Annotated in this window: 15 protein-coding genes; 6 read left to right on the forward strand and 9 right to left on the reverse strand. The window is 38.6% G+C overall.

Annotated features, from left to right (window positions below):
• Nucleotides 1–7: 7 nt before the first annotated feature.
• The 5 genes from IPP61_08035 to IPP61_08055 all read right to left on the reverse strand — a co-directional run bounded on the left by IPP61_08035 (nucleotide 8) and on the right by IPP61_08055 (nucleotide 6,678).
• Nucleotides 8–2,110: a penicillin-binding protein 2 gene (locus tag IPP61_08035; protein MBL0325114.1), complete on the reverse strand. Its 2,103-nt coding sequence runs from the start codon at nucleotides 2,108–2,110 to the stop codon at nucleotides 8–10.
• A 5-nt stretch (nucleotides 2,111–2,115) separates the two neighbouring features.
• Nucleotides 2,116–2,499, reverse strand: coding sequence for a hypothetical protein (locus IPP61_08040; protein ID MBL0325115.1), 384 nt, complete (start codon nucleotides 2,497–2,499; stop codon nucleotides 2,116–2,118).
• A gap of 149 nt (nucleotides 2,500–2,648) precedes the next feature.
• The gene (gene rsmH / locus IPP61_08045) at nucleotides 2,649–3,533 is read right to left on the reverse strand and encodes a 16S rRNA (cytosine(1402)-N(4))-methyltransferase RsmH (GenBank protein MBL0325116.1); all 885 of its coding nucleotides are present in this window, start codon (nucleotides 3,531–3,533) and stop codon (nucleotides 2,649–2,651) included.
• A gap of 34 nt (nucleotides 3,534–3,567) precedes the next feature.
• Nucleotides 3,568–5,022, reverse strand: a complete 1,455-nt coding sequence (locus tag IPP61_08050) for a UDP-N-acetylmuramoyl-L-alanyl-D-glutamate--2,6-diaminopimelate ligase (protein ID MBL0325117.1) — start codon at nucleotides 5,020–5,022, stop codon at nucleotides 3,568–3,570.
• Nucleotides 5,023–5,358: 336 nt separating this feature from the next.
• Nucleotides 5,359–6,678 carry a Gfo/Idh/MocA family oxidoreductase gene (locus IPP61_08055; GenBank protein MBL0325118.1) on the reverse strand — a complete coding sequence of 440 codons (1,320 nt, stop codon included), beginning with the start codon at nucleotides 6,676–6,678 and terminating at the stop codon, nucleotides 5,359–5,361.
• Nucleotides 6,679–7,478: 800 nt separating this feature from the next.
• On the opposite strand from IPP61_08055, the gene IPP61_08060 reads away from it, so the two are divergent.
• Both IPP61_08060 and IPP61_08065 read left to right on the forward strand, forming a co-directional pair.
• On the forward strand, nucleotides 7,479–9,023 hold the full coding sequence (locus IPP61_08060) for a polysaccharide biosynthesis protein (protein ID MBL0325119.1): 1,545 nt from the start codon (nucleotides 7,479–7,481) through the stop codon (nucleotides 9,021–9,023).
• Nucleotides 9,016–9,354, forward strand: a complete 339-nt coding sequence (locus IPP61_08065) for a n-acetylglutamate synthase (GenBank protein ID MBL0325120.1) — start codon at nucleotides 9,016–9,018, stop codon at nucleotides 9,352–9,354. Before IPP61_08060 ends, IPP61_08065 begins: the two co-directional genes overlap by 8 nt.
• A gap of 3 nt (nucleotides 9,355–9,357) precedes the next feature.
• Here IPP61_08065 and IPP61_08070 read toward each other — a convergent pair whose 3' ends face one another.
• Nucleotides 9,358–10,158 carry a class I SAM-dependent methyltransferase gene (locus tag IPP61_08070; GenBank protein MBL0325121.1) on the reverse strand — a complete coding sequence of 267 codons (801 nt, stop codon included), beginning with the start codon at nucleotides 10,156–10,158 and terminating at the stop codon, nucleotides 9,358–9,360.
• Nucleotides 10,159–10,457: 299 nt separating this feature from the next.
• On the opposite strand from IPP61_08070, the gene IPP61_08075 reads away from it, so the two are divergent.
• Both IPP61_08075 and IPP61_08080 read left to right on the forward strand, forming a co-directional pair.
• Nucleotides 10,458–10,997, forward strand: a complete 540-nt coding sequence (locus tag IPP61_08075) for a heme NO-binding domain-containing protein (GenBank protein ID MBL0325122.1) — start codon at nucleotides 10,458–10,460, stop codon at nucleotides 10,995–10,997.
• Nucleotides 10,994–13,057, forward strand: a complete 2,064-nt coding sequence (locus IPP61_08080) for a response regulator (protein ID MBL0325123.1) — start codon at nucleotides 10,994–10,996, stop codon at nucleotides 13,055–13,057. Before IPP61_08075 ends, IPP61_08080 begins: the two co-directional genes overlap by 4 nt.
• A gap of 122 nt (nucleotides 13,058–13,179) precedes the next feature.
• Here IPP61_08080 and IPP61_08085 read toward each other — a convergent pair whose 3' ends face one another.
• The 3 genes from IPP61_08085 to IPP61_08095 all read right to left on the reverse strand — a co-directional run bounded on the left by IPP61_08085 (nucleotide 13,180) and on the right by IPP61_08095 (nucleotide 18,223).
• The gene (locus IPP61_08085; GenBank protein ID MBL0325124.1) at nucleotides 13,180–15,645 is read right to left on the reverse strand and encodes a response regulator; all 2,466 of its coding nucleotides are present in this window, start codon (nucleotides 15,643–15,645) and stop codon (nucleotides 13,180–13,182) included.
• An 11-nt stretch (nucleotides 15,646–15,656) separates the two neighbouring features.
• Entirely contained in the window at nucleotides 15,657–16,739 is a 1,083-nt protein-coding gene (locus tag IPP61_08090) for an FIST C-terminal domain-containing protein (GenBank protein MBL0325125.1), read from the reverse strand.
• 137 nt (nucleotides 16,740–16,876) lie between these two features.
• Nucleotides 16,877–18,223, reverse strand: a complete 1,347-nt coding sequence (locus IPP61_08095) for a sigma-54-dependent Fis family transcriptional regulator (GenBank protein MBL0325126.1) — start codon at nucleotides 18,221–18,223, stop codon at nucleotides 16,877–16,879.
• Between the two features lie 170 nt (nucleotides 18,224–18,393).
• On the opposite strand from IPP61_08095, the gene IPP61_08100 reads away from it, so the two are divergent.
• Entirely contained in the window at nucleotides 18,394–19,542 is a 1,149-nt protein-coding gene (locus IPP61_08100; GenBank protein MBL0325127.1) for a sugar transferase, read from the forward strand.
• A gap of 16 nt (nucleotides 19,543–19,558) precedes the next feature.
• The gene (locus tag IPP61_08105) at nucleotides 19,559–20,701 is read left to right on the forward strand and encodes a glycosyltransferase (protein MBL0325128.1); all 1,143 of its coding nucleotides are present in this window, start codon (nucleotides 19,559–19,561) and stop codon (nucleotides 20,699–20,701) included.
• Nucleotides 20,702–20,765: the final 64 nt, after the last annotated feature.

The raw sequence follows: 20,765 nt of genomic DNA on the forward strand, positions 1-20,765 counted from the left end.
TAAATCATTACTTTAGGGTCAAAGCTACTAAATATTTATTTATTATTTCATATGATTGAACCTTGCCAAATCCGGAATATTTTACTTTATAACCCTTGTTTTCGAGTAAAGGCAGGGCATCTTTTAGGGTAAGTCCTACAATTGCTTCAATATTTTTGTCCGGGTTTTTAGATTTCCATTCTACCGAATCGCGTTTGATGGGTTTTGGCACTGCGTATCCATCGCCTGCCGGCTGGCTTTTTATCCCTAATTTTTCCCCGATTAATTTTTGGTCAGAAACCTTACCGGCGTTCTGAAATTCTGCAAGTTTTTGTGTATTAGATTTCAATACCAGCCTGCGGTGCATTGATATATCATAGGCAAAAATTTTGTCGGCTATCTGCCTGAAAACCGGAGCCGAAACATCGGCGGCGTAGAGATTGCTGCCCACGGGTTCATCAATTACCACTATGCAGGTGTATTTGGGTTTGTCGGCAGGAAAATATCCGATAAATGAAGTGTAGTACAGACCCTTGCGATATCCCGCAGAGGTACGTTTTTGGGAGGTTCCGGTTTTTCCGGCAAGTGGACAGTTGCCCCCTTTTATGCCCTTGGCAGTTCCGTTTTGGACTACACCTGCCATCATATTTTTTAATTTTCTGATGGTATTTTCTGAACATATTGGCTCATCGAGTTTTCTGGCATCAAAGGTTTCGATGGTCTTGGTGCCATTTCTGATTTCTTTCACAATAATGGGTTGGACCCAATTGCCATTGTTGGCGATGGCATTGTAGAATGTCAACATCTGAATAGGAGTCATTCTGGACTCGTAACCGATTGACATCCAAGGTACTGTAGTTCCGCTAAATGTAGAGCTGGCTGAGTTTTTTAGAACTGGCACAGGCTCGCCTTTCAGTTGAAAACCTGAAGCTTTGTCCAGTTTGAAATTTCTCAAATATTGAAAATAATCTTCTGGGCGGTTAAATCCAAAATGCTTTTTCATGAGTTCATATATCCCGATGTTGCAAGATTGCTCAAAAATCTGCTGTACTGTGAGGTCTCCATGCTCATGTGAACATGTAAACGGCACACCATTATGTTTGATTTCTCCTGTACAAGTTACACCAAAGTCATTGGGATTGAGGTTCGCTTTTTCGAGAATAGCAGCCATCGTAGCCAATTTAAAAGTTGAACCGGGATCGGTACCTTCTTTTACGGCATAGTTCTGATCTTCAATATATTGCAGCAATCCATTTTCATCTGTTTTGCGGGTCAGGTTGGCAATGGCTTTGACTTCTCCGCTTTCTATTTCCATCACCACTGCGGTACCATATTTTGCCTGCATTTTGGTTACTTGCTGTCTGAGAGCATTTTCAACGATATCCTGAAAATTTACATCAAGGGTGGTGATAACATCTAGCCCGGGTTCGGCATTGATATCTGATTCCAAATCAATGGGTTTCATATATCCACCGGCAAGCCTTTCATAGAAACCCTTGCCATCTTTTCCACTCAGATAGTTGTCAAAACTGGCCTCTATACCAAAGTCACCCATTCGGTTGGTTTCAGGATCAAGCTTTCCGACTGTCCTCATGGCCAGATTGTCAAAAGGCAAAAACCTGAATTCTTCTTTTTCAAACCGACCGCCTCCTTTGTTGGCTCCTTCACGAAATAGGGGAAATTTTTCAATAATGAGCTTTTCGGTATGGTCGATACGTCGGTTTCCAAGTGTTAAAAACCGCGATTTTACTTTTCTTCCATGAGTGATTTTTTCTTTGTATTCCAGAAAGCTTTTATCTCCGAAAAACTGAGATAATAATGTAGCCAAAGAATCTACTTTTTCATTGAAAAGGCCTTTTTTTGCTTGTGAAGGGTCAAAAACCACCTGGTATTTTGGCACAGAAGTGGCTAAAAGACTTACTCCATCTGAGGCGTAAATATTGCCCCTGGTTGCCGGAATAGTCCGTTCTTTTTTCTGAATATCTACCACCATTGCAAGCAATTCTTTCTTCTTTTTGGTTTGCAGATACACTATTTTGACTGCAATCAGGATGCCTACGATTGCTAGTCCGAAAATGGCCCAATAAGACCGCTTTCTGATCTGGTCTTTAATACTATTGCCTTCTGCCATGGGAATTAATGGTTTTTGATTGCTATTTTAACGGGTGGCTTCTGGTTGTCTTTAAATCCCTGAATTTCGAGTTTTTTTTCTACTTCAGATTGTTTGGAGGCATATAGGTATTTTGATTTATGCGAAATATACGCTGCCCTTTGCTCATTGAGCTGGGTATCGGCCTTGTTGAGCTTACGAATGAGGCTGTCGAAATTATGCTGGAAAAAAATATAGATTACCGTAAGGCCCATCAGCCAGACTACTTTTTTGAAGGTACCCATCGATATTTTCTCATCAATCTCAAGTTTTTGATTGACCCATCGGAACACCTGAGCGGTGATATTATTTTTTCGCTTACGAGATGGCTGCGAGGTAACCACCTTTTTTCTTGGGGAATTCTGAGGCATCTTTTTAGGTATTATTTTTTGGAAAAGCACTAACAAGAAATCTGGTTTTTCTTAAGAAAAGCAAAATTTCTTTTCAAAAATAAAAATAAAATTATCAGTTTTTTTCAGGATTTAATAAATATTTTGGCAAAAACACAAAACAGAATTTTTTACGCTGATTTTTCGGCAATTCGCAACTTGGCACTTCTTGCTCTTGGATTTCGGGCGATTTCCTCCAAACTGGCCTCAACAGGCTTGCGTGTGATTGACGATAATGGCTTTATTTCGTGTCCAAACATATCTTTTTCGACCTCACCATAAAACTTTCCGCTACGGATAAAGTTTTTTACCGGGCGGTCTTCCAAAGAGTGGTAAGCCATGACCACCAGTCGGCCACCGGGAGCCAGTACTTCCGGTACTTGCTGAAGAAACTCTTCCAACACCTGCATTTCCTGATTTACTTCTATCCTCAAGGCCTGAAAAACCTGTGCGAAATATTTGTTCTCCTTTCCCCGGGGAGCCAAAGTATTCAGAACATTTTTTAAATCCTTAATTGTATTTATGGGTGAGCTATGTCTTTTATTTACAATTGTATGGGCTACTGTTTTTGCATTTTTGAGCTCTCCATACATGCCAAACATTTTGTGGAGATCTTCGGCGGTATATTCATTGAGCACTTCGGCGGCGGTTACTTCAGCGGTTGTGTTCATCCGCATATCGAGTGCGGCATCAAAACGGGTAGAAAAACCCCTTTCTGGTGTGTCAATCTGATGCGAAGATATTCCCAAATCGGCCAGAATGCCATCAACCTGAGTCACTCCGTAGAGTTTAAGGTATTTTTGAATATTCCTGAAATTGGCTCTGATAAAAGTAAAGTTCCCGGATTTTATTTTTTCCGACTCCCGTTCTGCATCTTCGTCCTGATCAAAGCTGTAAAGATGACCGGAAGTGAGTTTTTCCAGAATTGCCCTGGAATGCCCTCCACCTCCGAAAGTGACATCAACATAAATCCCGCCGGGCTTAATAGCTAATCCTTCGAGACATTCGGTAAGCATTACCGGCCAGTGATATTCGTAGTTTTCGGTCAATTTATTTTGCTGAAAATGCGTTTCGTAATTCTTCTCTGTCGTCAAAATGATGCTTTACGCCTGCAATATCCTGGTAGGTTTCGTGTCCTTTTCCGGCTACCAGAATTATATCGTGAGGACCCGCCATCGCAACAGCTTTTTTGATGGCTTCCCTGCGGTCGTTGATTTGTTCTACTTTTCGTCTTTGGGTGATTGTAACACCTGCCTGCATATCTGCCAAAATATCCCCGGGGTTTTCATTTCTGGGGTTATCAGAGGTCAAAATCACTTTGGTCGAAAGCTCAGCGGCGATTCTGGCCATCAATGGTCTTTTGCCCTTGTCGCGGTTACCGCCACAACCCACTACGGTGATGACCTGTTGATTGTCGTCACGGAGATCATTGATGGTTTCAAGTACATTTTCGAGAGCATCTGGTGTGTGGGCATAGTCCACAATGCCTACCGTTTGGTCTCGGGAAACCACTTGTTCAAACCTGCCCGGAGGCGGCGTAAGCTCAGAAAGTATGGTGAGCACATTGTCAGAATTTTCGCCCAAAAGCATGGCTGTACCATATACCGCGAGCAGATTGTAGGCATTGAATTTGCCGATGAGCTTAAACCACACTTCCAGCCCATTGATGTCCATTTGAAGACCAAAAAGACCGCAATCCAAAATTTTGCCCTTAAAATTTCCGATATTTTTCAAAGAATAAGAGGACTTACTGGCGGCGGTATTTTGCAACATCACTTTGCCATTGCGGTCATCGGCATTGGTGAGGGCAAAAGCTGTTTTGGGCAACATATCGAAAAAGCCTTTTTTGGCTTTAATGTAATTGTCAAATGTCAGGTGAAAATCGAGGTGATCCTGAGTGATATTGGTAAAAATGCCACCAGAAAATACCAAACCGCTCACCCGATGTAGTTCTACTGCATGTGAGCTCACCTCCATAAATACATAAATACAACCTTCAGCATGCATCTGAGCCATTAACTCATTGATTTTTACTGAGTCAGGTGTAGTGTGTGTAGAAGGGATGATCCGGTCTTCGATCTGATTCTGTACTGTTGACAGCAAACCGCATTTATAACCCAGTTTCCGGAATAAATTGAAAAGTAAGGTTGCTATAGAGGTTTTACCGTTGGTTCCGGTTACTCCCACCAGATTAAGTTTTTTAGAAGGGTTACCGTAAAAATTGGCTGCTGCAAAACCCATGGCTTTGGCAGCATTAGGCACCTGAATATAACTAATTTCTGAATTTATTTTTTCGGGAAGTTTTTCACATAAAACAGCTGATGCTCCCGCTTCGATTGCTTTTTCGATAAAATCATGGCCATCAACTTGTGTGCCTTTTATAGCCACAAAGAGTGTTCCTGGTTCGATTTTTCGGGAATCAAACTCTATTTTGTTGATTTCGAGGTCAGTACGTCCCGAGACCGACTCCAGTGAAATGTTATAAAGTATCTCGCTGAGAAGCATATTGGGTTTTTTTGTGTAAATATAGAAGGTAAGCTTTAAAGTTTTTGGATGTGGGCGTGGGAGATTGTGTAAGAATTAAAATCCAAATTATTTTTTTGATATTTTTACCCATATAAAAATTTAGATTTTATTCATAGAATGTTCAATTTCCCCTTCGCTCAAAAACCATTATGACCTATTTTATTTCAGTAAAAAGATAAATGAAAAGTAATCACCTATGATTAGCCACCAATGGTCATACATGGCCATTCATTTTTCTTGAATTTACCTTAACCGTCCCCAAAAAAAACTACAATCAAATGCTGTCTATTCCTGCACTTGAAAATTTTGTCATTATCAAATCTTCACTGCCCATTCTCCTATCAATTTTCTACCCAAAAGTGCATTTGCTTCTTTGTCGTCTTTGAAGGTTTCTTTTTCGGGATTCCAGGCCAATGGTCGGTTGAGTTGATAGGCTATATTGGCAATATTGCAAACCGAGGAGGTGCGGTGACCAATTTCTACGTCACAGACCGGCTTGCTGCGATTTCGCATAGCCTGCAAAAAGTCTTTGTAGTGATTTTCACTTTTATAGACGTGCTTTTCGGTTTCGGCAATAACCCGGGTAGCCAGGTCTGCTGGAGTGGTTTCTATTTTTCCTCGTTGCAGTTTCATTTCTCCGGCTGAGCCTATAAAATGGATGGCGTTATTCCATGCCCAAGGTTCATGGGTCATGGTTATGCCGCTGGCATATTGCAGGGTCAAGTGTTTTATTTCTTTTCCGTCTGCCGGTCTAACTGATACAGGTCCGCTGGCGTCCATTTCTAAAGCCCACTGCACGATGTCAAACATATGAGCACCCCAGTCGGTAACCATACCACCGCCAAACTCACGATAGTTTCGCCAGTTGGGATACACGTCTTTGCTTATCGGAGGTGCCAGTTCGGAATTGAAATGCACATATTCGTTAGGACCCAACCAACGGTTCCAATCCAGGCCTTCGGGAATGGGCTCTTCGGCCAGATTGTATTTTACAGGTGGCTTACCTACATTAACTTTTATGTGTTTTATTTCGCCCAGATAACCATTTCTCACCAATTCGGGTGCCTGACGAAACTCAGGCCAGGAGCGTTGCATGCTGCCGGTTTGGAAAACCCTCTTGTATTTTCGGGCTGCGTTTACCATGGCCCGGCCTTCTTTTACGGTGAGGGCTAGTGGCTTCTCGCAATAAATATCTTTTCCGGCACGGGCTGCATTAACGGCCATAACCGCGTGTTGGTGGTCGGGCGTAGCTATCACCACCGCATCAATGTCTTTATTTGAAAGAAGCTCACGGTAATCGTTGTAAACGGCGATGTCGGAATAAACACCCAATGAGGTATTTTTTTTATATATACTGCTAATGTGCTCCAGCATTTGATTGGCCTTGGCTTTATATACCTCGCTGATGGCCGAGATACGGATTTCGCCAGTATTTAAGAAAAAATTAGCCAGCAATCTACCTTGCTTGCCAGTACCTATAAAGCCCAGATTAATGAGGTCGCTGGGAGCTTTATATAGCTCACCATAAGCACTTTTGCCTCCCAGTACATGACGGGGGACAATCATAAAACTACCCAATGTAAGGGCAGCTTGACTCAGAAAGGTTCTACGGTTTTGAGTATTTGTATTTTTCATTTTTTTACGGTTGAAAATTCGAGTATGAAGATAGTAAGTTTTTGGTGGATAATATATGTTTTTTGATAAACAAAATTCTGAGTTTACCAGAGTAAAAATTAATTGCACTTAACCAGCAAAAACTTGAAATTGAGGATCATAAAAAAGTGTCGGTGAATCGATATCCAATGTCGGAATTTTTTTATAGAAATTAATTCAGAAGGTATTATTCAGAAGGGTCGAACTACATAATATGCCAAAAAGCAGTTTTACACAATAAATAGCGAATCCCATAATGCTTAATGTGCCGCCCACCTTTCTTAAAACAGGCGTCAAAGTTTGGTAACCTACTTTGTTTGTTTTATAAATATTATGACTGCATGAACTAGATTTTTCTCGTGAAAAATCATGAATTGGTTTTTTAGCAAAGTGGAAATCTCACGGTTTGACTTTACGAAATGCTTCGGAAAAATAATTTTGACTAGGTCAATAAAGAGCAGTTAGTTAATGGTCTGACATTCCCTTTAGCTTGGTTCTGAGAAAATTAAGCAGAATTACGCATGAGTTTTTTTCTACTCAGAAGGCCGCATGAGGGATCGACGCGGAGCTCCCACGCCTTAGCGTGGAGCGGGAGCATAGAGCCCGACCACCACGCCCAAGCGGGGTGGGCATGCCCTGATCTTAAAATTTGTATGCCCGCCAAAATGGTCTTTCTGGAAGTAGATTTCTTGTGAGCTGCTTGATTTTGCTATCTATCCCTTTGTTTCCACCCAAAATTTTCGGAAAATTGCCCTAAAATTCCACTATTGGAATAATTGTAAATGGGAATGTTAAAAAAACTTGCGGGAGACACCATGCTGTATGGCATGGGTACTATTGTGCCGCGACTGATCAACTGGCTGCTGGTGATAGTGCATACCAGAGCGTTTGTTGAGCCCGAAATGCTGGCAGACAACTCGCAACTTTATACCTATGTGGTCACGCTTAATATCATTTATACTTTTGGTATGGAGACGACCTTTTTTAGGTATGGCTCAAAAAAAGAAAATCAACAAGAGGCTTTTAATCAAATACTTAGCTTTGTGTTGGTGTTGGGTGCCGTTCTATCGGGCTTGTTTATAATTTTTGCCACACCTATTATTGAGGCCATTGGGTTTCCGGGGAAAGAAAGGCTGGTGATTTGGCTTTCCATTATTATGTTTATCGATACCCTTTGTGCCATTGCATTCGTAAAACTCAGAGCCAATAACCGTGCGAAAAAGTTTGTTATCGCCCGTATTCTCAATATTTCAATCAATATTGGCCTTAATCTTTTTCTGATTATTTTCTGCAAAAATATTGTGGAGGGCAAGAGTCTGCCCGATTGGCTTGGGTTTGCCTCTTTTTTTTATAATCCTGCGGTAGGTCCCGATTATATAATCTGGGCCAACTATGTAGCGAGTTTAGTAACCTTACTTTTGCTTTGGCGGGAATTTGTCGGATTTAAATTTGACCTGAATTTAGAAAAAATCAAACCAATTGTAAAGTATGCGTTTCCGCTGATGCTGATGGGGCTTGCGGGAGCTATAAATCTTACTGCCGACAGGCTGATGTTTCGAAGTTTGCTTCCGGAAGGTTTTTACCCCGACTTCCCAAGGTCAGATCAGGCATTTAGTATTTATGCTCAGGTATATAAACTTTCAATTTTTATGACTTTGGTGGTGCAGGCTTACCGTTATGCTGCCGATCCATTGTTTTTTGCAAAAATGGGCGACAAAAGTTCACCGGGTCTCATTGCACTGAGTACCAAATGGTTTACGATTGCCTGTATGGCTATTTGGTTGGGTGTAAGCCTGAATCTCGGGTGGATTCAAAACCTGATTGGCGAAAATTACCGCTCAGCAGTGTATATAGTGCCGGTACTATTGCTTGCCAACCTTTTTGTGGGTGTTTTTGGGAACATTTCGATTTGGTACAAACTTTCAGATAAAACCCAGTTTGGAACTTATTTCACAGTGGGAGGGATGATCATCACCGTGGTTTTGAATATTTTGCTAATACCAGTTTTGGGTTATCTTGGAAGCTCCATAACTTTTGCAGTAAGTACTTTTGGTATGTTGGTGGCCAGTTATTATTATGGTCAAAAATATTTTCCGGTGCCATATGATCTCAAATATCTGATGCTCTATTTTGTAGTTGCTACGGGGCTAATTGTGGCGTTTGGATATGTCATTAAACCTTTAGGAATTCCAGGGATTTTAGTAAATAATTTTCTTATTATCAGTTTTTTAATTGGGATATATTATCTGGAGTTTAAAGTAAGAAAAGATGGTGGGCTCAGGATGCCGGTGGTGAAGTACGACAATATTTTGGAAAGTGATGATTAACTACAACGGAAAGAAATTCAGGCCGGTGTCAAATACCAAAAACGGCGATACTTCTTCGGAAACCGTTTTCGAATATCAACAATCCGGCAATATCCTTACCTCAAATTATAAGGGTGGGAATATCATGGAAGGGCATCTCATCGCTTTGGTTGATGAAAATGGCCATATAGATATGAGGTATCATCATATCAATACCGCGGGAGAAATCATGACCGGTGTGTGCAATTCTACCCCTGAAATCATGGAAAACGGGAAGCTCCGATTACATGAAAAGTGGCGTTGGACTTGCGGTGATTTTTCAGAAGGGTCCTCCCTGTTGGAGGAGATTTAGCGGTTAGGCTACCTCTGCAATTTTTCTTTTAATATTTCCTATTTTTATTTCCTGCTTGCCTGAAAGGACCAAAAACTCTTTGGTAATAAAAAACTTAAAAATGCTTTTTGTGGGTTTTGTATTTTTGAAAATAGCATATTTATCAAGAATAGATTGAGTGATTCTTGAGCTCATCTCCAAACCTAATCGGCTAGAAATTGTACTTACTTTTTTATAATTGATATAGCAATTTGAATCATTTTCATCTAAACCAGTCATTTTTATATTTGTTTTTCTTTTTAACAAAAATGACCTGATAGAGGCTGGCAACAAATACCCCCAATATTGATTTGTTTTTTCTTGAAAATCAGTAAGATATGGGCTACCCCATGGCCTGTATTCCAGGATAATTTTGCCTTTGTTTTTCAGCGAATTTGACAATTTTTTCAATAATATTTCTAATATCTGCAATGGCATATTTTCAGTAATATTACCTAAAATGATATAGTCAAATCTCTCTGTTACCGGCTGAAGCAAAATATCTTTATGCTCGAACCTTACGTTTTTGGGTTTGTGTTTTGTTTTAACAATTTCAGCAATTTCGATTTTATAAGGATCAGAATCCACCCCGGTAACACTACAATTCCACTCTTTGGAGAGCCATAAAGTCAGGCCACCCATTCCGCAACCTGCCACCAGAATATCTTTATCCGTAAAATCAAAATTGCTTTTTAGAATTTGTTTGTCTTTTTTACTTTCCTGGTCTTTGTTCAGATACACGTTTTCAACTGCAATGCAGTTTTCTTTTAATTCATTTATTGTCATCACTCGTTATTTTGTCAAATTATCACTTCGAATGAAATTCTGTGTGCCAGTAAAAACCCGGGAATGTTTTATATCCTTTTAATAAGTTTTTTCTTTTTTTTAATACCAGATATTTCATTTTATTCTTTTAAAACCAAACTTATGCCAATTAAATATATTAGTATTAAATATCTGTAAATAAGCTATTTATAAAACTTTATCGGGCTAATGGTTTTCCATTTTCTGGAATAAATTTTATTCTGGAAGAAAATATCTTTTGCATGATTTTTGTAACGTTTCAGATTAATATAAAAACATAAATGAAAGGTTTAGTATTTACAGAGTTTTTGGAGATGGTGGAAGAGAAATTTGGCTACGTAACCGTGGACAAAATCATCGAATCTTCAGAATTGCCCTCTGGTGGGAAATATACCTCCATAGGTAATTATTCGCACAGAGAACTTATGGCTTTGGTTACTGAACTTTCAAAGATTCAGCAAATTCCGACCACGGAGATAATGAAATCTTATGGTCACCACCTAATAGAAGTCTTTATTCAGAAATTCGGGGTGTTTTTTGAGGAAACTCAGGATGTTTTTAAATTTTATCAAAATATTGATCAATTTATCCATTTGGAAGTATCAAAACAAAACGTGGCGGCCAATCAGCACCAGTTTGAGTTTGTGCAATCAGAAAATGGAGCAGATCAGATGATATATTATTCAAAGAAGAAAATTGCGTTTTTAGCCGAGGGGCTATTTGCCGCTACGCTGGAGCATTTCAAGGCAAAAGCGACATTGGAAAAAGAAGAAATTCTTGGCGAAGAACCTATGGTTAAGTTTATTATTTCCAAAATATGAGCTCAGAATTAGAGTTATTAAAAAAGCGAATCGAAAGAGAAAAAGCCGCCCGTCAGGAAGCCGAAACTTTGCTTGAAGCGAAGTCATACGAGCTTTATTTGGCCAAAAAAGAGCTTGAAAATGAAATCGAAAGACGGACTACTGAGCTAAATAACTTTGAGGAAAAATATCGGAAAGTAATGGAAAACCTTGAACTCGGAATGATCGAGGTTGACACTGAAGACAAAATCACGAAGGTTTATCCAAGTTTTATTAAGCTAACCGGTTATACTGATGAAGACCTGCTTGGAAAAATAGCCAAAGATATACTTTTGGCAGACCCGGCATTTCTACAAACTATAAGTAATCAGAATTCGAAAAGAAAAGATGGAGAGTCGGGAATATATGAGCTTCCACTAAAAAAGAAAAATGGTGAAGTGATTTGGGTTATTATCAGTGGTTCCCCCATTAAGGATATTAATGGTAATGTGGTGGGCTCGGTGGGCATTCACTATGACATTACTTACAAAAAACGTACACAGGAGGCTCTCGAACAGGCAAATTATGAAGCCGAAAAAGCCAGGATGTCTGAGAAGAGGTTTCTGGCTAATATGAGCCATGAGATCAGAACTCCAATTAATGGTATTTTAGGAATGGCTCATTTACTGGCCGACACGATGCCTTCGCCTAAGCAATCGGAATATATCAGAGCAATTTTGTATTCGGCTGATATGCTGCAAAATCTGGTATCTGATATTTTGGATATATCGAAAATTGAAGCCGGCGAAATGCAGCTAATGGAACAAACGTTTAGTCTCAAAGATTTGATAAGCAGTATTTTACAGACTTTCAGGTTGAGGCTTACCGGCAAAAATGTAGAGCTGGATTTTAATTATGATTCAGAAATTGAGAATGAGGTAATCGGCGATTCTACATTTTTAACTCAGATTCTGATGAATCTTCTAAGTAATGCTGCCAAGTTTACAGAGGTGGGGAAAATAGGTGTGGAAGTAGGGTTGCTCTGCAAATTGGGCGATTATTATATGACCGAAATAAAAGTTTCGGATACCGGAAAAGGAATACCTGCTAACCAGATTGGTAAAATATTTGACAGTTTTAAACAGGTTGATGAACAGAATAAAAGCAAATATGGTGGTACAGGACTGGGTTTGGCTATTGTAAAGCAGCTTGTAAACCTCCATGGTGGGGAAATATCGGTAGATAGTGAAGAAGGTAAAGGTTCTACATTTATTTTTACGATGCCACTCAAAGATTCTTATCAAAAACCAAAAGATTTGATAGAAATGAGTGAAAATCTGTCAGATACGGTATTTAATGCGAAAATACTTTTGGCAGAAGACAACCTGCTCAACCTGAAATATGCCGAGAGCTTACTAACCAAATGGGGCATTGAAGTTCACAAAGCCGAAAATGGCCTTATAGCGTTGCAACTCCATGAAAATCACAAGTTTGATTTGATTTTGATGGATATAAGAATGCCGGAATTGGATGGCTATGAAACCACCAAAAAGATAAGGGAAAATGATAAATTAACGCCTATTATTGCTTTAACCGCATCAGCAGTTAACGATGAAATAGAGCAGGCAAGGCTATTCGGTATGAACGATATCCTGACCAAGCCTTTCGCACCTAATCAGCTTAAAGCCATGTTGGGCAAATATTTGTTGGTACAAAAACCTTCCGAAAATAGAAAGATTCAGGAACCGGAAGAAACTACCAACGACTACCTGGAAAAGATCTATGGTAATGATGTTAGGTATGCCTCCGATATGTTTGAATTGTTTTTGAATACCGTACCGGCTCAAATGCAACAGTTAGAAAACCTGGTAAATGATGCAAAAATTGGTGACATTGGGTATCTGGCTCATCAGATGAAGCCATCGTTTTCGATGGTAGGAATTCCAGAGCTCACTACATCTTTTCAAAGTCTTGAAAAACTCGCCAAGAATCAATCTGAAATTTTTGAGATTAAAAATGAGTTTAAAACCATAAAAACTCTCTTTGAAAACAAACTCGATTGGATAAAATCAGAATCAGGAAAACTGAAATCAAAAGCTTAATAATCGAAAACCAATTTACTTATTTTAAGCAAATTGGTTTTTTGCATTTTATATATCCGGTTTTGTAAAAAAAATTCTTTGGTAAAAAAACCAATTTGGAGAAATCGTTTTTTAGATAATTTTCAGTGCCCCAGATTACTGATTTCAACGCACACTTCCTTCATTATTTTTATACAGATATCAAGCTGCTCTTTGAGTTCGGCTTCATTGATTTCCTGACGACATGAATTTTCGATAACTCTGATGGGCTGTTTCAATGAGTTCACGTGCAACCAGTCAATTGAGGCTTTGATTTTGTGGGCAGCCATACAAATGTCATTCCATTGCTTGTTTTTATAGAATTTCTCGAAGTTTTCTATGGTTTCCTGAGTTTGTTTTAAAAACAGATTTTCCATTTGACTTGCCTGCACCTTATTGCCTTTCATCATCTGAAGCATAAGGTCAGGATTGTAATGGCTGGTACTCATTACCTCTTCGGCTTCATTTTTTATTTTTCCCGAAAGCGAGAACTCTTCATGAGGCAACAGATGTTTTAATAATATTTTCAAAAGATTTTGCGGCTCAAATGGCTTCAAAATATAGTCATTCATGCCAACGCTCTTAAATTTCGCCACTTCCTCTTCAACGGTAAGGGCAGTGAGGGCAATTATCGGAATGCTTTTATTTTCTGCTCTTATGAGTTTTGTGGCGGTAAATCCGTCCATCTCCGGCATTTGAATATCCATCAAAATGGCATCGTAATATTTGGAATTGGATTTTTCGAGACCTATTTTTCCGTTTTCCGCGATTTCAACATATATTCCCCAGCCTTCCAGCAATTTTCTTGCAAAAAACTGATTCATAGGGTTATCTTCCACCAACAATATTTGTTTGCCGGCGAGTTTTTTCTCCGCACTTTGGTCGGTTTCCTGTTCTTCCAGTACGCTCTCGCTTATTTGGAAACCTAAAACAAAATTAAATGTTGAGCCTGTTCCCAATTGACTTTTCACTTTTAAATCTCCCCCCATTAAGGCTACCAATTCTTTTGAAATACTCAAACCCAGTCCTGTACCACCGTATTTTCTTGAAATAGAGGAATCTTCCTGGGTAAAGCTATCAAAGACTTTATCTATTTTGTCAGGTGAAATTCCTTTACCTGTGTCTGTAACGCTTATGTCGAGAACCATTGCGTTACGCATACGGGTAATTAGCCTTGTTTCGATTTGAATATGACCTTTTTCTGTAAATTTAATAGCATTACTGATCAGATTTAGAAGAATCTGACTAATTCTTACAGGGTCACCAACCAACGGCAGATCGGCACGGTCGTCAAATTTAAGAAACAATCCCAGACCTTTTTCTTCGGCCCTGAATTGGTTGCTATCAACGATGTTACTCAGAATTTTCTTGAGGTTAAAAGGTACATTTTGCAGGCTCAGTTTTCCTGATTCTATCTTTGCAAAATCAAGAATTCCATTAATAATTCCTCTCAGATTTTCCGAAGAAACACTCAAAGTATGCACATAGTCGGTTTGCTGAGGTGTAAGCACGGTTTTCTGAATGAGGTTGGTCATGCCCACAATTGCATTGAGCGGAGTATGAATTTCATGCGAAATCACCGCCATGAATTCCTGTTTTATACGGCCGGCTTCTTCTGCTTTTTCTTTGGCTTCAGTCAGTTTGAGCTCAAATTCTTTACGTTGAGTGATATCGGTGTTTACAGCAATATAATTTACAAGATTACCATGAGTATCGAAAATTGGCTGTATGGATAGGTCGATCCAATATTTACGGCCTGACTTTGCATAATTCAAAATTTCTATTCTGAAACTTTCCTTGTTTTTAATTTTTGTGTTAACGATCTCCCTGGTTTTTAAGTCGGTTTCCGGCCCTTGAAGTAAAGATCCCGGCGTTTTTCCAGCTGCTTCATCAATGGTGTATTCAGTAATCTGGGTAAAAGCTTCGTTAACCCATTCTATTCTGCCAAAAGTATCAGTAATTACAATGGCATTGTCTGTTTTTTGGGCTACAATTGCCAGTTTCTTGGTTTCGGCCTGATATTTTAATTTTTCATTTGTTTCTTCTATTATGCGGCTGTGTAGTTGACAAGACTTAAGAGCGATGCTGAATTTCTGGATAACCTTGGCGATTTTTTTTACGGTTTGTTTGTTAAATCCAGTTTTTGATTGATTATTTTCTCTGAAAAATAATTTGATAAAACCCAGATCAGGTAGGTTGATTATCCAATAGTCGCCTTTGGTTTGTTCATTGGAGTTGTGAGAAAAAACTTTTATATCTTCTTCATTTTCAATCAATTCACTACCATTAATTTTTATATTTTCGTAAAAATCGGAACTAATTGTTTTCCGTTTTTTAATAAAACTAAAATCAGGATAAGAATAAATCAAATCAAAAGTAGTTTGTCCGTTTTCTTCCGAATCTTTGTTTTCAAACCATACTGCTCCATAGTCTATGTTTTTTTGCCTGAGCAACACCGACATAAACTCGCCACTGGTTTTGTGCAGATCAAGTGAGTTTCCTACGGAAAGTGACAGTTCATACAATAAAGCAAACTCCTGAAGAATGGCGTAATTGATTGTACTTCCCATAATTTTTAATTCTAATAAATTGCTGCTGCTACAATTGTTTTGTTATAAAATTCTACATAACCATAACCGGTCGAAGCGATTTCGCCAAGGGTTGAAACTCCATATACGGTAGGAGGCACCCCAGCGTTAAGGTTTTTCATGACGCTGAGTTCTTCTTCAAAACGATCTCCCAGATACATCACACGTGTAATACAATCAAAAACCATAAGGCATTTACAGTCGCGGTCTTTGTCGGCAGTAGAAAGTGCTACTTCCTGTGCTGCATCAATCAGTGTATCAGGGTCTCCATTTAGAATATATATCATCGAATTCTCAGGTATATCGGAAATGCATTCGATATGTCCGTTTTCGTGCAATACATAAGGATCGCGTACCACATATTCTTTGCCGTCTTTGTGAATACCTATGGGGAACATCTTGGCGATTTCGAAATAGTTTTCATCAGTAAATCTATAATCTGTTTTTTCTTCTATTGCACTTTTATAGATTTCAAATGCAGGCTGCCAGTTGATTTCCTGAATGATGTTTTTATCAGATGAAGTCACCATAAAAGGTCCCGCAAACATATCCCAACCATGTTTTACGGCCACCATACTTTTGTTTTCTATCATTGCCAAAACGGCTCCATCCATAAAAATGCCTTCATTGGTAAACAAACAGGGTTTTTGCTCTAATGTAAAATACCCTGCTCCCCCTCCGATTATATTGATATTTGTTCCGACCAAACTATAGATGTTGCGGAAAAGCTCGTCTTTATTGTCCATGAGACCATCAATCAACAAAAAAGCTGTCTGATATTGTGACATGTCTCCCAGTTGCTCTTTGACTGCTTCATCAGACTTGGTAATTGTAACCACTTTTTTTACACCTTTGGCAGGAATAATGATTAAACCAGAGGTATAATTATGGGTTTCCATAAATATTGTGGGATAAATGGCTCCAAAAAAATCAATATTGTTTTGGTTCAGGAGCTTGATTAGATCCTCAGCTTCGTGCCCTGAATGCTCAGCTACAAAAACCAAATGATAACCTGAAGCTGCCTTTAGCTGCTCAAGTGTTGACTGGGTGATATTTTTGATTGATTCGAAATACATATTTATTTTAATAATTATTATTCATATGTGATTCAGAAATCATGCCTATTTGTAAAGTGTTTATAATTAGCGATTTGAATTTGTTCATTTTTCAATAAATGGAAGCTTTTCCAGATTTTGGAAAATTCTTACCTCTATTATATTTCCCCGTTTTTTATCATGTTATAAATTGTAGATTTACCCACATCGAGTTTTTCGGCTACAAGCAAAACATCCCCGTCGTATTTTTTTAAAAAATGACTGACTATCTTTCGGGTGTATTCCCGAAGGGTTATTTCTTCCAGCAAAAACGCTCCCTCGGGTTTAATAGAGTTAAAAGTAATGTCCTCTTCGGTTATAACCCCATCTATAGCCATCACACACGAAAGCTCCACAATTGCCTTAAGCTCTCGGATATTTCCCGGATAAGTGTAGCCCATTAGTTTTTGAGAGGCTTCTTGTGAAAGCTGTAGCCTTGGAAGGCGATTGCGTTTTATAAATTCTTCAATAAAATATTTTGATAGCAATACGATGTCATTGCCCCGGTCACGAAGTGGAGGCAGCTGTATGTTGAGACCTAGTAAACGATAGTAAAGGTCTTCCCTGAAATTTCCTTTTTGAACTTCCTCTGCAAGGTTTCGGTGTGTTGCTACAATTATTCTTACATCTATTTTTACAACCTGATTTCCTCCGACCCGCACTACTTCCTGTTCTTGCAGCACACGTAATATTTTTGCCTGCATGGTAGGGTCCATCTCACCAATTTCGTCAAGGAAAAGTGTCCCTCCGGTAGCTTCTTCAAATTTGCCTATACGGCGATTTTGAGCACCCGTAAATGAGCCCTTTTCATGACCAAACATCTCGCTTTCAACAAGTTCTCTAGGTATTGCAGCCATATTTACGGCCACAAAAGGTTTTTTGCTTCTCGCCGAATTGTGATGTATGGCCTTGGCTACCAGTTCCTTACCAGTTCCTGTTTCGCCGTAAATCGAAACATTTATCTGGCTGTTTGATGCCTTTTCCATTAAAGAAAAAACCCGCTGAATACTTGATGAGTTACCTTTAATAATATTACTAAATTCATACTTTTCTCTTACCTCTTCTCTCAGTACCGATATTTCCTCCCTCAATTGGTGGGTTTCTTTTACTTTTAAAATGGCATTCCAAAGCCGCTCTTTAGTATTTTCGTCTTTAACAATATAATCATAAGCACCCAACTTGAGCAATTGTACCGCTGTTGAAATATCTTCCTGCCCCGAAATGACTATTACCGGAATCTCAGGATAATCTTGTTTGATTTTCTTAAGAATGGTCTCGCCGTCCATATCTGGCAAAGAATAATCAAGCGTAATTGCCATGGGTTTTTTATACATGCTTTCCAAAAACGATTTCCCGTTTTCAAATCTTTGAATACTGTACTCAGGATTGAGTGACAGGTGATACTCAAGCATAGCCCCGTAAAAGGCGTCGTCTTCTACAATAAAGATTGTCTGCACGTTTTCCATGGTAATTTGTTTTTTAAAATTCATCCCAAAAACTGTACCAAAATTCCAAAATTTGGAAAAATTGTAAGGATTCTGATTTTTTTAAAATATTGAAAATGAGTTATTTATAAAAAAATGGCACACTTGGCAATGATTTTGAAAAATGTTTTGCAAATACTTTTTTTAATAACATGAAGAACAAAATTTTATTAATTGACGACAACGAAATTGTACTTGGATTACTTAGTCAGGTATTACAGGATCGATTTGATGTTTTTTTAAGTACTTCTCTAAAGGAAGCACAGGAATTATTAGAAAAAGGAGTGATTCCGCAAGCGATCGTGACAGATTTGTATCTTAAAAACGAAAACGGTAAATCTCTTATTAGCTTTCTGAAAAATGACGAGAAGTTTAAAAGCATTCCGCTGATTGTACTTTCAGGAGACGAAAAGTCAAATACCCGCATCGAGTGTCTTACTTTAGGAGCCGACGACTACATCGTGAAGCCGTTTCACCCTGAAGAACTCACTGTTAGAATCGAAAAACTTATTATGAAGTCAGATGCAGATTTTCTGAAAAAGAAAGTTGAAAACATTAATCTTCAAAACCAAATTTCGGTTCCAAATCCTGCTCCATCGTTCAGGAAACGTCTTTTTGATATATTCTTGTCGTCACTGGCATTACTAGCCCTATCACCTCTCCTGGTGATAGTGGCTATTTTGATTAAAATTGATTCTAAAGGGCCGGTATTTTTCTTATCAAAAAGAATAGGCTCAGGTTATAAAGTGTTTGAACTCTACAAATTCAGAACAATGAAAGTGGGTGCCGAAAAAATGATTGCCAACATGGGCCATCTTAATATGTACTCAGCACCACAAGAAGAAGAAGCAAAGAAGATAAGTGAAGAAGGTGAATTGATCAATGATGAAGGTTGGCAAAGTGAAGGTCACCTCCTGGAAAAGAAAAGTGGTGAGTCGGCATATTTGAAATTTAAAGATGACCCGAGAATTACCAAACTGGGCAATTTCCTGAGAAATACCAGTATCGATGAACTTCCGCAATTGATTAATATTTTGAAAGGTGATATGTCGATAGTAGGTAACAGACCACTTCCACTGTATGAAGCAGAGAAACTTACAAGTGACCAGGCTGCTGCAAGATTTTTGGCTCCTGCCGGATTAACCGGCCTTTGGCAGGTATCAAAAAGAGGACGGGGTGAGATGTCGGCCGAAGAACGTCAGGAACTTGACAACGAATATGCCAAAAATCATGACTGGAAAATGGATATGAAACTGGTAGCCAAGACTTTCCCGGCATTGTTCCAATCAGAAAACGTTTAAAAATCAAACATTTGATATGAATATTATCCTTATATTTTTCGCTCTTTCGGTTTTATATCTTTTGTTTTTTGCCATCATGGCTTTCAAAAAAAAGCCAAATGAATATTCAAAAGCACTGACTCCGTCAGAAACTGAAATGGTATTTATTATTCCGGCTTATAAAGATGATGCCAGGATATTGGAAACCGTAAAAAACATACTTTCCCAAGCTGATTTTGGTAAAAAAGATGAGGTTGTAGTTATAGCCGATTCGCTAAAAAGTGAAACGCTGGAAAAGCTTTACGCTCTTGACACTACTGTGGTTAAAGTGAAGTTCGAAAACAATTCCAAAGCAATGGCCATCAATCTGGCACTGAAGAATCTTCAGATTTGGAACAATTCTTCAAAACTGGTTGCACTGCTTAATGCCGACAATCATCTCACCGAAGCTTTTATAAGTATGACCAAGGCTGCTTATGGCCGTGGACACAAAATTATACAAACTCACCGCATCGCCAACAATCCGGAGACACCCATGGCCGTTCTTGACGCCATCAGTGAGGAAATCAACAATGCGGTGTTCAGAAGAGGTCATTTCAATACCGGTTTGACTTCGGCTCTTTCCAGCTCAGGTTTGGTGATGGATTACGATTTGTTTAAAAAATATATGCAAAAAATCGACACTTCAACCAGTTTTGACAAACAGCTTGAATTGGATTTGCTCATTGATAAACAACAGATTTATTATATGGACGATGTGTATCTTCTTGACGAAAAAGCTACTAATTCTGAGGTATTTATGAATCAACGTTCCAGATGGATTGCCGCTCAGATGTATTTTCTTAAAGCCAATTTTATCAAAGGCTGGGTTGAGTTGTTAAAAAATAGGAATTTTGACTTCTTTAATAAAGTGTTGCAGTTTGCCATGCCTCCCCGAATTATGCTATTGGTGCTAATTGGTATGCTCAATCTTTCAGAGTTGACATTTTGGAATCCTATGTTCTCGAGTTTTTATTTGACAGCGGGTCTTGGCTTTGTATTCATTATTTCAATACCATCATATTTGTACAAAAAAATATCATTTAATACTCTTTTAAATATTCCATCGGCAGTTTTCAATATGACCAAAGCAAATATTAGTATTTTCAGTACTAAGGGAAGAATTGTCGAAGTTTCTTAAGTGTTCTAGTTGTTCAAAAAGTAATAGGTTGGGAATGTGATTTTGGAAATTAATTTTTGATTTT

The organism is Cytophagaceae bacterium, from assembly GCA_016722655.1.
Taxonomy (GTDB): Bacteria; Bacteroidota; Bacteroidia; order Cytophagales; family Spirosomataceae; genus Leadbetterella.